Raw genomic sequence first — 18,524 nt, 5'->3', positions numbered from 1 at the left:
AGGTACTGCCTCTGATTGGAATACGGTACAGAACTTTGTGGCTGCCCGCACCAATAAAGCCCAGTTTGTAGTCGGCAGTAACCTGATTCCCTTATTTCAAATGGGAGGAATTTGTACCGGGCAATACCAACGTAAAAAAACATACGAAGTTCCGCATGTCTATTCATGGGTGACCAACAATTACTGGACTACCAATTTCCGGGCTTCACAGGAAGGCGAATTGCGCTGGAATTATTACCTGACTTCGGATGATGATACTTCAAATACATTGGCAACCAGATTCGGGTGGGCATCGCGTATTCCTTTTTATGCACGGGTAATGCCCGAAGGAAAACCCAACAATCAACCGGCAGTTTATTCTGCTTTCCGCTTTAACAGTGACAATTTATTGATGACCTCGGCGACACCTTCAAAGGATGAAGGATATATCCTCATTAATGTCAGGGAATTGGACGGGAAATCAACACCACTGCAAATAGTTGACGGTACAGGAGAAACATTGGAATTTCTTATCGTCAATGCTATTGAAGAACCGATACAAAAAGGATTGAAAGAAACCAACTTTAAACCTTTCGAAAATAAATTCATCAAATTAAAATTATAAAAAGATGAGTATGTTGACTATAGGAATGGATATTGGCGGTACCAACATAAAAATAGGATTGGTACACGATGGTAAAGTTATCGGGAAATGTACTATTGATGCAATGTCGCAACAGGGACTCCAACCGCAATTAAAACCGATAGAAGTGGCCATAATGAAACTTATATCGGAGCATAATATTACGGTTTCGCAATTATCGGGTATTGGGATGTCTATCCCCGGGATTGTCGATTGTGATGCGAAAAAAGTCATGGTCATTAATGATAAATTCAATGATGTGATAGGAATGGATATGACCCATTGGGCAAAATCCGTTTTCAATCTTCCGTTGACGATGGATAATGATGCACGGTGCGCCCTTATCGGGGAGTGGCAATACGGTGCCGGAAAAGGTTGCGACAATCTGGTAGCGGTAACCCTGGGCACAGGGTTAGGAACCGCCGCCGTTGTGGATGGTCGTGTGATACGAGGAAGCCACCACATAGCAGGTATCTTGGGCGGACATTTTATCATCGACAGGAACGGACTCTCATGTAACTGTGGTAACAGGGGGTGTGCCGAGGCCCAGTCATCTACCTGGAACCTAAAGGAAATACTCAAATATGTAGGAGCCGATAAAGCCGAATGGGTAAACTCAGGTGTCGATTTCCGAGTGATCTTTGAAAAAGCCGGCGCCGGAGACGCTATGGCGGTAAAAGTCCGGAACCATTGTATGGATGTTTGGGCAGAAACCATTGTCAATCTGATTTATGCATATGATCCCGAAAGAATTGTCATGTCGGGAGGTATCATGCAGAGCGCTGACATAATTCTCCCGTACATAAAAGAAAAAATCAGCCATTATGGCTGGGCACCGTTCGATAAAATTGATATTGTTTGTTCGTCGGTATTTACAGATACCGCTATTTTAAGTGCGGAATACCTTGTAAAAATGCATCAGTTGCTTAATTAGCACTAAGTATATGCCAAAATACATATTAAAGTTTAAAATTCAAAGTTCAAAATTCAAAGTTCAAAATTTCATTTTTATAATACACATCTCTAGGAGCGAGCGACAAAATGTACGCTTACTTTTGATAAAACACACGTTTGCTTTTTTAGCAGGCGTGCGTTTTTTATACAGCCTGCTAAAAACTAATATGAGTAATGAATGTTGTATCTTATTTTAATTACTTTACTAATAACGATTGATCCGATTTTCATTACTTGCTGACGCTCATGAGACTGGTTATCGCCTGAGTTCAAAGTTTTATTGAAGAAGTCAAAAAGTAGAAATGTTCATAAAGTCTGAATGTTTATAAAGTTAGAAAGTGAGGTTCATTATTTATTGATTATTGATTAGTTCATCATTACTCGCTGACGCTAAGTTCATAGTTCATCATTCATTGTTAATTTTCCATTGCTCTTTAAGTGCAGTTTTTCGAAAAAATACCATTCGACTTTTATGAATAAAAGTAAAATGATTAAATTCGCTTCATTAAATCAATATTTCAACCCGATAAATTTAACCAGAATGAGCATACTAAACCTGAAAAGCATTTTATGTATATTAAGTCTGTGTTTTAGTTTAAAAGCTGTAGCACAATCCATCAATCCGGATGTATTGTATCAGATATTGACCCCGTCCGGATTGGCTATTGATAATCTGGAAAGTAATGATAATGACGCTAATATCGTTATATCAGCCAGGGACAAGAAAAATAAGGGACAACTGTGGAAAATTACATTGCTGGATAATGGGTATTATACTATTTCCAATCCATATGTAAAAAAAAGCATTGATAATGCCAATATAGCACGCGGTAAAGGAAATCCTGTGATACAATGGGAAAGTAATGCCGATAACAACAACCAGTTATGGAAGTTGGAGACAGATGCTGATGGAAACTTTACTGTTGTTCAACGGAATAGTAAGATGACTCTTGCTGTACAGCAGGATGAGGCAGGTGCCAAAGTGTACCAGTTGCCCGATACGATGCAAAAATGGCAATTGGTAAAAACTTCGGTTAAGGTGCCTAAAGAAGTGGCTTTACGCGGTAAGGCAGAGTGGGAGAATGAAACGATTTTTGCTGTAAACAAGGAACCCGGACATGCCACATATATTCCTTATCCATCCGTTGAAGTCCTGAAGGCAGATAAACATTTCACCCGGCCTTGGGAAACGCCGGCTTCCGACTTTTACCGCTCATTAAACGGAATGTGGAAATTTCATTGGGTAAAACAGCCCTCCGAGCGACCTGTTAACTTCTTCAAAGCCAATTATGACGTGTCTTCATGGAAGGAGATACCGGTTCCTTCAAACTGGGAAATGCACGGGTACGGTACTCCGATATATACCAATATCAGGTATCCGTTTAAAAATAATCCGCCGCTGATCCAACCAGAAAAAGGTTTTACCAATGAAAAAGAGCCTAACCCTGTTGGTTCATACAGAAGGAATTTCAGCATACCTGAAAATTGGGACGGAAAAGAGATCATGCTTCATTTTGACGGGGTATACAGCGGAATGTATGTGTGGGTGAATGGTAAGAAAGTCGGGTATAGCCAGGGAGCCAATAATGATGCGGAATTCAATATCACACCATATATTAAAAAAGGGGAGAATGTGCTGGCGGTGGAAGTCTACAGGTGGACAGACGGCAGCTATATCGAAGACCAGGATATGTTCCGCCTGAGCGGAATACACCGGGATGTATACCTTTATGCAGTTCCTAAGCTGTATGTTCGTGATTTTCAATTGCAATCCGACTTTAAAGGGAATGATTATTCTTCGGCACTGTTCTCTGTCAAAGCATCAGTACGAAACAATGATAAAAAAGCAGCACAGGCAGCGACACTGGATGTCGTGTTGCTGGATCAGGATGGAAAGGAGGTTACTACAATGGCACAAGCTATTCCGTCTATCAAAGGAAAACTGGAACAGGCTTTTGAGCTGCAGGCGAATATCAAACAACCTTTCTTATGGTCAGCGGAACAACCGTATTTGTACAGCGTGATCGTGTCTTTAAAAGACCGGAACGGAAAAGTAACGGAAGCCATGTCATCCAAATTCGGGTTCCGTAAGATCGAGATAAAAAATAAACGGGTCTATATCAATAATGAACAGATATTTTTCAAAGGCACCAACCGGCATGATACACATCCTCAACTGGGACGTGCCGTGGATGTGGCATCGATGCTCCAGGATGTATTGATGATGAAGCAATTCAATATCAATACCATTCGTACCAGTCATTATCCGAACAGTCCGAAAATGTATGCCATGTTCGATTATTATGGCCTATATGTCATGGATGAAGCCGATCTGGAGAATCATGGGAACCATTCCATTTCTAATAATCCTACCTGGATACCTGCATTTGTGGACCGTATCGAACGGGTGGTCGAACGTGATAAAAACCATCCTTCGGTTATTTTCTGGTCTTTAGGGAACGAAGGAGGCAGTGGGGATAACTTTGATGTAATGTACCAGCGGGCTAAGGAGCTGGATCCGACACGTCCTGTACATTATGAAGGGAAAAACAGGGTGGTCGATATCGACTCGCATATGTATCCTTCGGTAGAAGGGATGTCCCGGTTTGACCAACAGGAATCCGATAAGCCCTACTTCCTGTGCGAATATGCGCATGCTATGGGTAATGCAGTGGGAAACCTTGCCGAATACTGGGATTACATTGAAAATCATTCACAGAGGATGATCGGGGGATGTATCTGGGATTGGGTGGATCAGGCCATTAACAAGTATGGCGGACCCCAGGACCGTTATTATTATGGCGGGGATTTCGGAGACCAGCCGAATGATCTGGATTTTGTCTGTAACGGACTTACGACACCCGACAGAAGAATCACGGCAAAGCTGAAAGAAGTCAAAAAAGTATACCAATATATTAAAATCCGTCCGGCAGATCTGGCAGAAGGAAAGATTGAGATAGAGAACCGTTATGATTTCCTGAACCTGAACGAATTCAATATTTCCTGGGAAATTCTGGAAGATGGAATATTATTTGCGAAAGGAGAGGAAGCCCCACTGGATCTGTTGCCCAATCAGAAGACTGTGCTTACTCTTCCCATCAACCGGGAGTTGAAGGAATCTAAAGAATATTTCCTGAATCTTTATTTTTCATTGAAAGAAGATACCCGGTGGGCCGAAAAGGGGCATATCGTTGCTTCGGAACAGTTGGCTTTAACTAGAAGGCCTGCTATCGCCCCTGTATCTTTACATAATGTACCTTCCATTAATTTGACCACACAGGGGAAAGACCTGCAGATCAACGGAAGGGGCTTCAGCATCGTTTTTGACACAGAAGCCAAGATAATGACTTCATTGAAATACAGTGACAGGGAATTGATCCATGATGGACAGGGATTGGCATTGAACTGGTACCGAAGCATCAATAATGATAAATATGCCGATCAGAAATATTATCCGTTTACTTTTGATGATCGGCCTTCGCTTTTATTTGGCTATAGGTTGGATGAAAACAAGAAGTTTGTTGAAATATCTTATGGATTTCATGGAAGGCCACAGAAAGAAAATGCGCCGTCGGTCAGTTGTAAGGTCAAATACACGATCTATGCCAATGGTGTTATAGATGTAGATACTGAATTTGAGACGGCCCCTTTCAGTAGTATTACCATACACCGGCTGGGATTACAGATGGCTTTGAATCCGTTTCTGGAAAATATAACCTGGTATGGTCGCGGCCCGCATGAAAATTATTCTGACAGGAAAACGGGCGCCTTGCTGGGCCGGTATTCTAAGACCGTAAAAGAGATGGAAGAAGAACATTATGTCCGCTCCCAGAGTATGGGAAACAGGGAAGATGTGCGGTGGATCACCTTGACAGACAATTATGGAGCAGGCATTAAAATTACATCAAAAGACAGGTTGAATTTCAGTGCATTACATTTTACCGATCAGGAACTTTGGGATGCCCGGCATGATTTCATGCTGGATGAGATCCGTAAACCGGAGGTTTATCTGAATCTGGACTGTATTCAGGAAGGAGTGGGAAACGCCAGTTGCGGCCCGCGTACATTGCCTGAATATATGATCCCTGTCAATACACCATTGAATTATTCCTTCAGGATTGAACCTGTTAGATAAAGAAGTGATCCAATATCATACAGAAAAGTGTCCATAATAACTATGTGGACGCTTTTAGCTTTATGCCAAAGCCGGAACGGAAAATCCATCTGAATTAACTATTACTTTTTAATTGATGCCGCCTTAATTCTTTTGAAAGACGTTTTCCCATCTTTATTATTTCAGCCGGAAAAATGAACAATCGCTTTCAAGAAGTATATTTCTGGCAGCTGATTTTTTCATTTTAAGAAATCAAAAAAATGATGATTCGGGGCTTTATAATTAATATTTTATTGTAGATTTGTATCATAACGCATCATAATGGTTTTTTATTAAATTACTCATTAGTAAATGTTTAAATTCAATTTTATCGTTAATGATAAATCCAGGAAATTAAAATGGATTCAGTTGGAGGAATATCTGATTGATATTATTCAAAAAAGAGAATGTACACTTGGATCGCGGTTACCATCTGTCAGTGAGGCCAATAAGATGTTTTCCGTTTCCCGTGATACTGTTTTAGCTACTTATCGTTCATTACAGGATAAAGGTATTATAAGTTCGCAACCTGGGAAAGGATATTATATAACCTCTTACAAAACGAATAATAAGTTAAAGATTTTTATATTTTTCGATGCAATGAATCAATATAAAGAAACACTTTATCGTTCTTTGTTATCCGGGTTAGGGAAAAACTACGAAACAGATATTGCTTTCCATTATTATAATGAACAACTCTTTCGTTCCCTGATAGAAACCTATGAAAAAGATTATGGTTTTTTTGTGTTGATGCCTCATTTTAATAAGGATGTAACGGATTGTATAAAAATGATCCCTCCTCATAAATTACTGTTGCTTGATGCTTTTCCTAACTCATTAGGAAAGGAATATGCAGCAGTATATCAGGACTTTAATGATGATGTTTATAAAGGATTGCATTCATTATTGAAAAGTTTAAAAAAATATACCTCGCTTACAGTTATCTATAATGACCGGTTCCAGTTTATGCCTGATTCCCTTATTGATGGAATCAGGCGTTTCGCATATGATTTTAAAATACCCTTACAAATTTCACAGAATTTTATTTTCTCGGATTTATCAAAGGGAACCTGCTATATGGCTATTTCCGACAGGGATCTGGCCGAAGTGATCAAATCAGCAGACCATAAAAAACTCAAAATAGGAAAAGATATTGGTTTACTGAGTTTTGATGATACACCTTTAAAAGAAGTATTGGCAGGGGGAATCACCACGATCTCCACTGATTTCGCCCTCATGGGAGTACAGGCAGCCAAACTGATAAAACAGAGGAGAATACAACAAATTCCCAACCCTTCTTATGTAGCATACCGTAAATCATTATAATTATTAAAATTAATTGCTATGAATAGAAAAAACATTTTTTTAGTCAGTGTACTTGTAATGACAGTGTATACTAGTTATGGACAATGGAAAGGGAAACCTGTAGATTTTTCACAGGGGATGCTTAAAGTGTCTGACAACAGGCGTTTTCTGCAACATGAAAGCGGAGTCCCGTTTTTTTATCTGGGTGATACGGCCTGGGAGTTATTTCATCGTCTGGATAGGGAAGATGCCGGTGTTTATCTGGAAGACCGTGCAAAAAAAGGATACACGGTAATTCAGGCGGTAGCATTGGCCGAGTTGGATGGACATAAAGAGCCCAATCCTTATGGGTATCTCCCTTTTATTGATATAGACCCTTCACGACCTGCCATTAAAGAGGGAGCGGATAATGACTATTGGGATCATGTCGATTATATCGTAAATAAAGCAAATGAGCTTGGAATGTACATTGGTTTCCTGCCTACCTGGGGACGTTACTGGCATGATGAAAAAGTAATCCTCTTCAATCCGCAAAATGCTTTTACTTACGGAAAATTTCTCGGGGAGAGATATAAAGACAAGCGAATTATATGGATCCTGGGAGGTGACCGGAACATTGATAATGACCGGCAACGTGAGATCATACAGGCAATGGCAAAGGGAATAAAAGAAGGGGATAGCGGAATACACCTGATAACTTTTCATCCAAGCGGCGGTAGAGGTTCTTCCCAATGGTTTCACAATGACTCCTGGTTAGATTTCAATATGCGTCAGAATGGACATAATACGGATTTTACCAATGTTTATGTAAATACTTATAATGATTACGGAAAACAGCCTGTTAAACCGGTCATTGACGGAGAACCTCTGTATGAAGATCATCCCTTGTCTTTTAATGCGGCCCGTTTGGGACATTCTGTCGCTGCAGACGTACGGCGCCCGTTATACTGGAACCTGTTTAGCGGTGCGTTCGGGCATACTTATGGTCACCATTCCGTATGGCAAATGTATGATCCTGAAAAGAAACGCAATCCGGTTAATAATCCGCTCCTGCCGTGGCAAAAAGCCATTCACCAACCGGGAGCAGTACAAATGGTGTATGGCCGTTTGTTAATAGAATCAAGGCCATTTTTAACAAGAATACCCGATCCCAATATTATTGTGACCGACAAGGTGGCTACTTCTGTTCCCGGAGAGGGACGTTACCGTTTTGTTGCCACACGGGATGAAGCCGGAACTTATGCTATGATTTATGTCCCGGTAGGACGTGAATTTACTGTACAGACAGAGGTGATCAAAGGAGAAAAAATAAATGCCTGGTGGTATAATCCGCGTAACGGAAAAGCTACAAAAATAGAGACATTTAACAATGACCGGAAAGAACGGAAATATATTTCCCCCGAGCCGGGAGAACTGACCGACTGGATATTGGTGCTGGATGATGCAAAATGCAAATATCCGGAACCCGGAAAACCGTACAGGCAAAAGAGTTCCGATTAGTGGAATAAATTGTATAATAAATTAATAATGAAGATTATGAAAATCAAATATTTCTGTTTGTTTGTTATATTTTGTTCGTTCAGTCTTGGAATAATTCATTCACAAAATGTTTCCCCTCTCTATTTCAATACATTTGATGAAGGTGATATGAAAGGTTCGCAACGGGAATGTCACAGTAAAGAGTGTCATGATTGTGCCAGTGAGAAGATCGTATTCAAAGACAGTCCCGGAAAGAGTGGTAAATCCCTACACCATGTATTGTGGAATTGTGACGAACGTGCCGAATTAAAAGTCAATAGCACGGGACGTGCTGAGATTGGAGATACTAGGTGGTATAAAGTTAGTTACTATTGGCCGGAGAACAGGGGGAATGGTTGTCTTATCGCACAATTTCCGACATATCCGACAAAACGGGATTTCCGTAAAGGATGCCGTGGTGTTGGCTCTGATATCAGGCTCGAAGGAGACGGCTCTGTCATGTTTACTTTTCAAAGGCCAACCAAAGATGCAGACATTACCTGCACACATCATTTAATAGGAATGATGGAGCCGAAGAAATGGCATACAATTATTGTTCATGTAAAATGGACTGAAGAAAATGACGGATTTGTAAAAATATGGTGGAATGGGAAAAAAACAGTGGATATAAAAAAGCAGGCAACATACTGGGCGGATGAAGGAAAAGGTCCCTACTTTAAAGTAGGGGCATATAAGGGAGATCCGTGGAAAGGAGAGGAACCTTTTGAAATCTACACAGATGATGTATATGTATTCGGAGAAGACGCTGCTTTTAAACATATAGTGAATTATCAGTCTGAATGATATTGCCTGTTTGAAAAAATCAGATAATCGATTCAGATAATAACCTGGAATTGAGTTCCCATAAAGAATACATTTATATGAAAAAGTAATTATTATAGTATTACAGAGAAGTCTTTTTCATACAAGATGTTGAAAAATAGCTTATTATGGTAGGATATTCCTGTCTTTTTACCAGAGCTGTTTTTTCGGGAATAGTCGTGAGTAAAATACGCAACAAAGAGGGAAACAGTAAATAGTGACTGGATGTACAACCCATCTGGTTCAAAATACAATTATCTTGTTTATATCCGAAATATTAGCGGAAATGACCAATATGAATGATTACAGGAGTAAAGCTAGTTAGACGATCTTTTGAAGATAAGATTCATAAAATAACGCGTTTCAATATAGAAATTCGTTATTTTACGAATAAGTATTTTGGTCCGGTTGGAGGATCAGAACTGTTCGAGTACCTGTATTCTTTTCTGGATGGGGGGATGTGTCGCAAATAAGCCGGTCAGTCCGCTGAATGCATTCTTTGCTTTTTTCTTCGGATGCTCAATGAACAGTTGTGCCACATCATCGCGTGTGATCCCTTCGATATCCGGATCATTGGATATTTTCCGGAGGGCATTGGCCAGTGCTTTCGGATTTCTTGTCATTTCTGCCGCCCCGGCATCAGCCAGATATTCACGTTTGCGGGAAATGGCAAAACGCATCAGGCTCGCAAAGAAATAACCGACAATGGCCACCAGGAATGCGATCAGGAAAAAGATGGCCCCGTTATTTTTGTTGTTGCTGCTCCTGCGGCCGGATGTGAAAGCGATCCGGATAGCCAGTTCGGACAACATGGCAAAAATCCCCACGAAGACGATGGAAACGATCAATAACCGGACATCCCTGTTACGTATGTGCGAAAGTTCATGCGCGATAACGGCTTCCAGTTCGTCATCATCGAGCTTATTGATGATACCCCGGGATAAGGTGACCGTATAGGTTTTATCATTGATACCACTGGCGTATGCATTTAGTGAATCATCCTCGATTACCTGTACTTGGGGCATTTTCATTCCTTTCGATATACAAAGGTTTTCCACCAGGTTATACACCCGTTTGTTGTCCTTGCGCTCCAGTGAATGCGCCCCGGTAGCCGAATTGATGATACTGGTATTCGCAAAATAGGCGATAAGGAACCAAATCAGGACACCTCCGATCACATACGGAATGTAATGCAGGGTGATGGCCCATGTCTGGTCCCAGATATTGTAATTTTCATTACCGGAATAAGACACCAGGTTCACCAGGTATGAAAACAGGAAAGTAAGTACTACGACCAGACAGGGAAAAAGAACCAGTAACACAATGGATCGAATATTATTCCGGGTCTGTTGTGTTTGTATCCCGACATATTGCATAGTTTAAAAATTTATCTGGGGAGCCTGTTCAAGATTAGCACGTTCTGTTCCCAGGTCAAACATGATCTCTTTATGGAATCCGAACATACCTGCAACAATATTGGATGGGAAACTTTCCACCGCATTGTTCAGTTCCTTGGTGGCCGAATTGAAATAACGCCTTACGGAAGCCAGTTTATTTTCAATATCTGAGATTTCCTCCTGTAGCTGGAGAAAATTAGTGTTTGCTTTCAGGTCGGGGTATGCTTCCAGTGTTACCTTTAAACCGGAAAGGGCAGAGGTCAGGACGCCTTCTGCAGCGATCTTGTCATCAATGGTTTTGGCATTGATGGCTCCGTTACGGGCGCTGATCACCCTGTCAAGGGTTTCTTTTTCATGGGAGGCATATCCTTTTACTGTGGATACCAGCTGGGGGATCAGATCGTGTCTCTGTTTCAGTTGGACATCTATGTCGGCAAAAGCATTTTCACGATTGTTTCTTAACTTAACTAAGGTGTTGTACTTGGATATAATCACTATCACCAACAGTACCACCACTCCTAAAATAATATATCCTATCATAGCTTATTGTATATAAAAATTCTTTTCAAAGATAATATTTTATTTCTAATCTCCCGGAATATCATTCGGTGGATATACCATCCTAAAATAAAAACCGCAACCTGAACCTGATACCCCATTCCGGAATATCCGGGTGATTCAGGTAATTCAGACGTTTGATCAGGTCGATCCGTATGATTTTAAAAATATTATCGATAGCGATACCGGCTTCCATATACGGTTTATTTTCCAACGAGTACATGGTAGGTATGCCCGATTCATTCACTGAAAAATGTAATAATTCGGGATGATGATCCGGATGGTTCCGGTCCGATAAATTTCCCCACAGAGCATTGAATGAAATAAATTCCCGCCATTTCAGTTTTTTGATGAGGGGTATCCGGTTAAATATCCAGCCGTTGAAACAGTATGAAAAGTTGATCTGCGCATAGGTATCACTCACAAATTCCATGTAATTCATCATATTGAAAGCCCTGTCCTGATAGGAATAATTCTGGTTGGCCTGATGGATCACCAGGAGGGGGAAGGGTACCGTTCCCCATATTTTACCTGCTTTGATCCAGGTGTCTGCAAAGCCGAAACTTGAGAACCAGCTGCGTTTGTCTATGCCTAATTCCAGCCGGTGAAATTCATAGTCTCCATCCCAGACTCCTTTCATACCATAGGAGTAATTAACGGTAAAGACAGGGTTGGTATGGTTCAGCGAATACCTGTTCTGTTGTACCTGATAAAACCTTTCATTAGGAGCAAACCTCAATTTGAGCCCTAACTGGGAAGTAATGACGCTCTTGACAGTTCCGGATTCGTTGGTGAAAGCCAGGTCTCCGGCAGGTTTTTCTTCCCGTCGTGTAAACGAAGGCTGAAAGGAGAATCCGCTGGCATATTCTTTATCGTATTTGATGTTGAATGTCCTGTGATATACCATTTTTTGTGCATTTCCCCGGTAAAACGACAGGAGAAGACGGTCTCCGCTGCCGAACATGAAAAACTGGCCGGGTGTCATGATATTGTCTTCATAGGATATATGAAGGAGATCCATCGGGTATTCCCAGGGATGGATCTTTCGTTCATTGAATGAATACATCGCACCTAAACGATATTTGAACCGTTGGTCTTTAAACCCATAGGCGGCAAATCCTTCCAGGAAAAGATGGCGGTTGAAGTTGGTATTGGTTTTTCCTCCCAGGCGGACACGTGCTCCTTCCACGTCATTGAAACTGAGGAAGGTTTCTATGGGGCCCAGGTCTACCGGACCCACACTGATATATCCGGAATAAATGATCCCGGTAAGATTGAGTGCATGTTTGAACAACCGGTCTTTCTTCATATCCGCGACCATGTCGTATACGCCCTGTTCGGAGCGACTCAGTGCTATCGGACGATTTTCTTTCCAGTACCCGTCATCCAGTATATCATAACCGATGGCTTTTTCTATATTATTGATTCCCGAAAGAACCGTTTCCGGAATGTGGGAATCGAAACGGTAATTGGTATATGTATTGCTTCGTTTTCCCAGCACAAGACTCCTGTTTTTGGTAAGGCCGAAATCAATTACCGCTTCATCCAGGGTCAGGCACCATGTACTGTCGATCAGCGTATATTCCTGTATCAGTGAGAAGTCATTGACAAAATTGACTGTGGCATTTTTTGTGAATGCCAGTTCGGCCCGTTTCAACGCATACATGCTGTCATTGGTGATATAAAGATTGCCCCTGAAACCGAAATCCTGGGGATTACTCGGATAAACAGACAAATTGATACAGGATGTACCGCCAATAGCTACCGTATCCAAAATATGGAAATGATAAAAAGTGATCGCTAATGAGGATACCGGACTGATATATTCATTTTCCAGGATCATGATCTTAGAATCATAGATATTCGATTTTCCAACCAGGCCATCCAGAAAAACACCAATGGATTCTTTTTCGATCAGTTCATTAAAGTCAGCCATACGGGAACCCTTCAGGATTTCTTTGGAGGATCTGGGTGATTTCCGGAAATAATGTTCGGAAATATTTTCCCTCAAAAATACAGGTAATGAAAGGAGTCCTGTTTTTGAAGTATCCAGGTAGCTGGTCAGGAATGGAAATTTCCTGAATAACATTCCATTTTTAATGCTGTCATTCAGTTCATTGAGCGATAATTGAACTTTTTCATACCGCTCATACGCATAATGGTCACGTGATTCCATGCGGTTGTTATCTTTGTTGGCAACAACTTTGCGCATTAGTTCTACAGCCGGATTTCCTCTTCTCTTGTAACGTATCCGTCTGGCAGAGACCACCGCTTCCTCAATTTCAGTGGATAACGGTTTCAATTGGATATTCAGTTTTCCGGTTTGGATGGAAGCTATTTTTACAGTCTGTGATTCATAACCGACAAAGGAAAAAACAATACTTTCTGCCTGGGCGGTATATTCGAGCAGGTACGATCCGTTTTTTCCGGTAATGGTTCCCAGGAAAAGATCTCCCGGTAGTACGGCTACATTGGCATAGGGTAATACTTCACCGGTAACAGCATCAGTAACCACACCTTGAATACGGTTAGTTACCTGTGCCGATAAAATAGGTATCCAGAATACACCTAAGAGAAATAACCAATGTTTCAACGATCTCATTTTTTATAAATTCGCTCCGACACAGAGCTTCCATTATCCGGATTGATCCCGGATAAATCGATGTATTCGACGTCCAGGGAATTAGAAGGACGTACTTTGACGTATATTTTGTTTAAAATGGATAATTGGTTATTGATGTTCGTTTTACAGTAATATTTGGAAAATTCATCCTTTTCGATATAAACTTTCCTGTTTTTTATCGCATTTAACTTGATAGTTACCCCGTTTTCCGAATTCAGGTCTATTTCATATCCAAAAGCCAGTTTTTTTTGGATATAATTTAATCCGGTCGACTGACCCGGATATTTTTCCCGGTCGATCCAGTAAACCGTCATAGGTTCCAATGTATTCAGTTCCCCGCTTTCACTAATATTGATATCATAACAGACGATATTCCTGTTCAGGCTTCTTTCTACATGGAACAGGCGCTTTTCATTCGGATATGTATCATTTTCGGGGGATGATATTTCCCAGGGATAGGCAACGGTTGAAATGAATATCAGGAAAAATGCGACGCGGGATATTTTCATCTGTTTATAATTTTATTTTTAAGGTCAGATGGAATGTTCATACATCATCAATATGGTTGGTGCACCTCAGTGCATGAACATTTCATGTGGTGTGATTGGCGAATAGGTGATATACTATATGTTTTAATGTTGACTTTATTCAGATAGATATAAGCATTAACATGCTAAATGGTATGTTTGTTCAGGATGTTTTTATCAGGTGGTACAATTGTTCAAATTGCAGACGGATAATACTCAGGGCATGCTCTCCCGATTTTCCGGTCTGAATGCTCTTTTGTACGGAATGGGAAAGACTTAAGAAAGTATATGATAACACTGTGGTTTCCAGATCGCTTTTGATCTCATTATTCTCCTTTGCCCTGAAAATAACACGTTCCCACATCGTGATTTCTTCCGAGGAACGCCTTTTTACGTTTTCTTTAAAATCAGGAATAAATCTGATGGCATCCAAAACAATATTGGAAAACTGCAGGTCGGCGTAATTGATCTGCAGATGATGAAAATAATGGATCACTTTTCCGAGATAGGTAACATAGGCTTCTATAAAGTCATGCAAAGAAACGTCCTTCAACCATTGACTATCAGGACGGAATTCCATTTTTCCGAATTTCTCCGAGAGGGCAGCGGAAAATATTTTCGCTTTATCTTTAAAATAGTGATAAAAAGCCCCTTTGGTCAAACCGGTCATTCTTTCCAGATCACTCATGGTTACTCCCTTATAGCCCTTCTGCATGAACATATCAAAAGCAACGGTCAGTATATGTTCGCGTGTATCTTCACTTTTAGAAGTCATGTTTTTTATTTCAATAAAACATACTGATCAGTATGCAAAAGTATGTTTTACCATTTATAAATACAAACAATCAGCTATAAAAAGCGCTATTTGAGGAAAAATATAAAAAATCAGACAGATTTATGGAATTCTATCTTTAAATGAATCTATAAGATAAACCATAAAATGAAAGCCATGAACCATTATTTTTTCGGACTGATGATAGGCGCTTTGATGGCCACATCGTCTATAAACGCACAGATGCCCATATTGAATGTAAACGGGAAAAAGGAGAACAAGGAAGTTTACCTGCAGTCACTGGATGTCCGGGTGGATGTTACCGGTAACATTGCTTCCACAAAGTTTACCATGACCTTTAAAAACCGGACAGGGAAAATCCTGGAGGGTGAATTGTTGTTCCCTCTTCCGGATGGTGTTACAGTGAGTCATTATGCCCTTGATATCAACGGAAAGATGAGGGAGGCCGTTCCGGTAGAAAAAGCTAAAGCGACTCAGGTATTTGAAGAAATAGAGCAGAGGCGTGTAGATCCCGGATTACTTGAGCGGGTGGAAGGGAATAATTTCCGGACCCGTATCTATCCGATCCCCTCCAACGGTATACGGACGATCTCCATTGCTTATGAGCAGGAACTGGCTGTGGAAAACGGTTCATTACACTATCGTTTGCCTATGGATTACCGGGAAGCGATTGATCAGTTCTCTCTGAAAGCGATCGTATGGCAGAGCAAGGCAAAGCCAAAGACGGATGGGGGATTGTCCGGCGGTTTGGTTTTTGATGAGCAGGGCAATAACTTTGTCGCTACTTTCAGCAGGAAAAATTACCAGCCTTCACGGTCCCTTGCTTTTTCATTGCCTGTTATGTCGGATATCCCGCAGGTAGTCATGCAATCCGCATCGGGCAGTTATTACTTCATGGCCTCAGGATTCCCCAAAACGGAGATCAGGAAAAAAGTATGGAGTGATCATCTGGGTATCGTCTGGGATGCTTCATTGAGCGGATTACAGAGGGATATCCAGAGTGAACTGGAATTGTTGGACCTCATTATCCGGGAAAAAAAGGATCTGACGATCTCCCTTTTTTTACTGAACAACCGTTTTATTGATGGAGGAACCTATAAGATCAGTAATGGGGATTGGTCCGGATTGCAGAAAAAAATAGAATCATTGGATTATGACGGAGGAACAGATTACAGCGCAATTGACCTGGATAAGATCTCTTCCGGCGAATTTTTGTTGTTTTCAGACGGCCTGTCTACACTTAGTGATGGGGATTTCCTTATCCCTGGATTCACCAGGCGTAAGATCCAGCCTGAACGCCCGATGGAACTCGACTTAAGAAGATCCAATACCGGCCGTCCTATTCATTGCATTGTATCTTCTCCGAAAGCGGATTACAGCACCTTGAAATGGATTGCCGCACAGACCAGGGGGAAATTTATCAACCTGAATGCACTGTCGCAGGAGGAAATGAGAAATGCTGTCATAAATGAGACCCTTCATTTCCTTGGAATTGAGAAACCTGCTTCCGTAAGGGAAGTTTATCCGTCTGTAGCTACACCTGTTCATGGCCATTTTTCCGTAGCCGGAATTTTGGATGCCCGTCAGGCCGAGATCACACTATTATTTGGTTATGGGAGTAAGGTGGAAACAAGGATGAAGGTCAAACTTCAATCCGGGGATGCATTGACACAGGGTAATGTATACCGTGTCTGGGCACAGAAAAAGATCAATGAACTGGATCTGTGTTATGAAAAGAATAAAGAGGAACTGACGGCGATCGGACAGCAATTCGGGATCGTGACGCGGAATACATCATTAATTGTTCTGGAAACATTACAGGATTATATTACCTATAATATTGTCCCTCCTGCAGAATTACATAGTGAATATCTGCGTTGGAAGAAAATGCAGGACGATGAAATATCCGCAAGGGAAGGAAGCCTTCTCAGTGCGGCCGTTAATGCGGCGGAAAACCTGAAACAGTGGTGGGAGAAAGATTTCACACAACAAAAACCGAAATATCCGCAGCCGGATAAAAATATTGCCCCACCGTCATCACCTCCTGTTGTGATGAGTGTATCAGATGATATGTTGATATTGGACGTGGTTGAATATGAAGCAATGGAAGAGGTGTCAGCACCTGTTCTTGCCAGACAACGCAGTGTACAGGCTGCATCTGTCATGCAATCCGAAAGACGTGCAGATAAAAAAGAGAAGGAGTTGACCCGGGAATCAAAATTTTCACAGCCGCAGATCCGTCTGGTGCCGCTCAAACAGGACAAGGAATACACAAAAACACTGACCGGAAAAGTTGAGGCTGATTATGCGATATATCTAAAGATCCGTCCGGAATACATCCATACGCCCACTTTTTATTTTGATATGGCAGACTGGTTTTTCAGCCTGAATGACCGTGAAAAAGCATTCAGGATATTGACCTCCATTGCTGACCTGGATATAGAGAATGCATCATTGTTCCGGTTGCTGGGTTATCGTTTTAAAGAATACGGAGCATATGACCTCGAGGCCTTTGTTTGTAAAAAGGTGATCCAATGGCGTCCCATGGAACCGCAAAGCTATCGTGATCATGCCCTTGCCCTGGCTGATGGCGGAAAAAACCAGGAAGCGCTGGAAGCATTATATTCCGTATTGACGCAATCCTATAACAGAAATATCAATACACGTAGCGCAGGGATAGAAGAAGTGGTGGTGACCGAACTGAACCGGCTGGCAGCAAAAAACCGGTTGGATATATCCGGCATAGATGGCCGGCTGATCAAGGCAATGCCTGTTGACATACGGGTAGTGATGAACTGGAACATGAACAATACGGATATTGACCTGCATGTGAAAGACCCGAACGGGGAAACCTGCTATTACAGCCACCGGCAAACAGCCATTGGCGGACGTATCAGCCAGGATATCACACAGGGATACGGACCGGAACAATTCCTGCTGAAAAAGGCAGTGAAAGGAACATATGAAGTGTTTGTCAACTATTTCGGCGATAGTCAGGTAAAGGCGGAAGGACCTTCTACCATTATGCTGGAGATATTTACCCATTACTCGGGTAACCGGGAAGAAAGAAAAGTGGTATGCCTCCAGATGTCAAAAGAAATGAAAAGATCCGCAAGCGGATTGGTCAAGGTAGCAGAATTTGAGTTTTAGATCTGTCAGATAGCTTAACCTGAAGTCGAAAATTAAAATATTATGTTGCGTAGTTTAAAATTTTACGCAACATAATATTTGGCAATTTGATAAATGATTATT

General features: G+C 41.3%; 12 protein-coding genes. 7 read left to right on the top strand and 5 right to left on the bottom strand.

The window, feature by feature from the left end; translation table 11 throughout:
* From LBQ60_15480 to LBQ60_15455, 6 genes are all read left to right on the top strand, one after another.
* A partial coding sequence (locus LBQ60_15480) for a hypothetical protein (GenBank protein ID MDR2039324.1) occupies positions 1 to 604 on the top strand: 604 nt, incomplete at its 5' end.
* Positions 605 to 608: 4 nt separating this feature from the next.
* A complete protein-coding gene (locus tag LBQ60_15475; GenBank protein MDR2039323.1) occupies positions 609 to 1,556 on the top strand; it encodes an ROK family protein in 948 nt (315 codons plus the stop codon).
* A 561-nt stretch (positions 1,557 to 2,117) separates the two neighbouring features.
* Complete coding sequence (locus LBQ60_15470; protein MDR2039322.1) at positions 2,118 to 5,711, top strand: DUF4981 domain-containing protein; 3,594 nt, start codon at positions 2,118 to 2,120, stop codon at positions 5,709 to 5,711.
* Positions 5,712 to 6,041: 330 nt separating this feature from the next.
* Positions 6,042 to 7,055: a GntR family transcriptional regulator gene (locus tag LBQ60_15465; protein ID MDR2039321.1), complete on the top strand. Its 1,014-nt coding sequence runs from the start codon at positions 6,042 to 6,044 to the stop codon at positions 7,053 to 7,055.
* 18 nt (positions 7,056 to 7,073) lie between these two features.
* The gene (locus LBQ60_15460) at positions 7,074 to 8,534 is read left to right on the top strand and encodes a glycoside hydrolase family 140 protein (protein MDR2039320.1); all 1,461 of its coding nucleotides are present in this window, start codon (positions 7,074 to 7,076) and stop codon (positions 8,532 to 8,534) included.
* 36 nt (positions 8,535 to 8,570) lie between these two features.
* Complete coding sequence (locus LBQ60_15455; protein MDR2039319.1) at positions 8,571 to 9,356, top strand: polysaccharide lyase; 786 nt, start codon at positions 8,571 to 8,573, stop codon at positions 9,354 to 9,356.
* 434 nt (positions 9,357 to 9,790) lie between these two features.
* Here LBQ60_15455 and LBQ60_15450 read toward each other — a convergent pair whose 3' ends face one another.
* From LBQ60_15450 to LBQ60_15430, 5 genes are all read right to left on the bottom strand, one after another.
* Positions 9,791 to 10,750, bottom strand: a complete 960-nt coding sequence (locus LBQ60_15450; protein ID MDR2039318.1) for a M48 family metallopeptidase — start codon at positions 10,748 to 10,750, stop codon at positions 9,791 to 9,793.
* Between the two features lie 3 nt (positions 10,751 to 10,753).
* Complete coding sequence (locus tag LBQ60_15445) at positions 10,754 to 11,311, bottom strand: LemA family protein (protein MDR2039317.1); 558 nt, start codon at positions 11,309 to 11,311, stop codon at positions 10,754 to 10,756.
* Between the two features lie 82 nt (positions 11,312 to 11,393).
* Positions 11,394 to 13,931 carry a DUF5686 and carboxypeptidase regulatory-like domain-containing protein gene (locus LBQ60_15440; GenBank protein ID MDR2039316.1) on the bottom strand — a complete coding sequence of 846 codons (2,538 nt, stop codon included), beginning with the start codon at positions 13,929 to 13,931 and terminating at the stop codon, positions 11,394 to 11,396.
* Positions 13,928 to 14,461, bottom strand: a complete 534-nt coding sequence (locus tag LBQ60_15435) for a DUF4833 domain-containing protein (protein ID MDR2039315.1) — start codon at positions 14,459 to 14,461, stop codon at positions 13,928 to 13,930. Before LBQ60_15435 ends, LBQ60_15440 begins: the two co-directional genes overlap by 4 nt.
* Positions 14,462 to 14,642: 181 nt before the next feature.
* The gene (locus LBQ60_15430) at positions 14,643 to 15,254 is read right to left on the bottom strand and encodes a TetR/AcrR family transcriptional regulator (protein ID MDR2039314.1); all 612 of its coding nucleotides are present in this window, start codon (positions 15,252 to 15,254) and stop codon (positions 14,643 to 14,645) included.
* A 174-nt stretch (positions 15,255 to 15,428) separates the two neighbouring features.
* On the opposite strand from LBQ60_15430, the gene LBQ60_15425 reads away from it, so the two are divergent.
* Complete coding sequence (locus LBQ60_15425; protein ID MDR2039313.1) at positions 15,429 to 18,422, top strand: DUF2135 domain-containing protein; 2,994 nt, start codon at positions 15,429 to 15,431, stop codon at positions 18,420 to 18,422.
* Positions 18,423 to 18,524: the final 102 nt, after the last annotated feature.

This window comes from Bacteroidales bacterium (assembly GCA_031275285.1).
GTDB lineage: Bacteria > Bacteroidota > Bacteroidia > Bacteroidales > UBA4181 > JAIRLS01.
The sequence above is the reverse complement of the archived record's forward strand: the minus strand, read 5'-3'. Positions and strand labels throughout refer to the sequence as shown.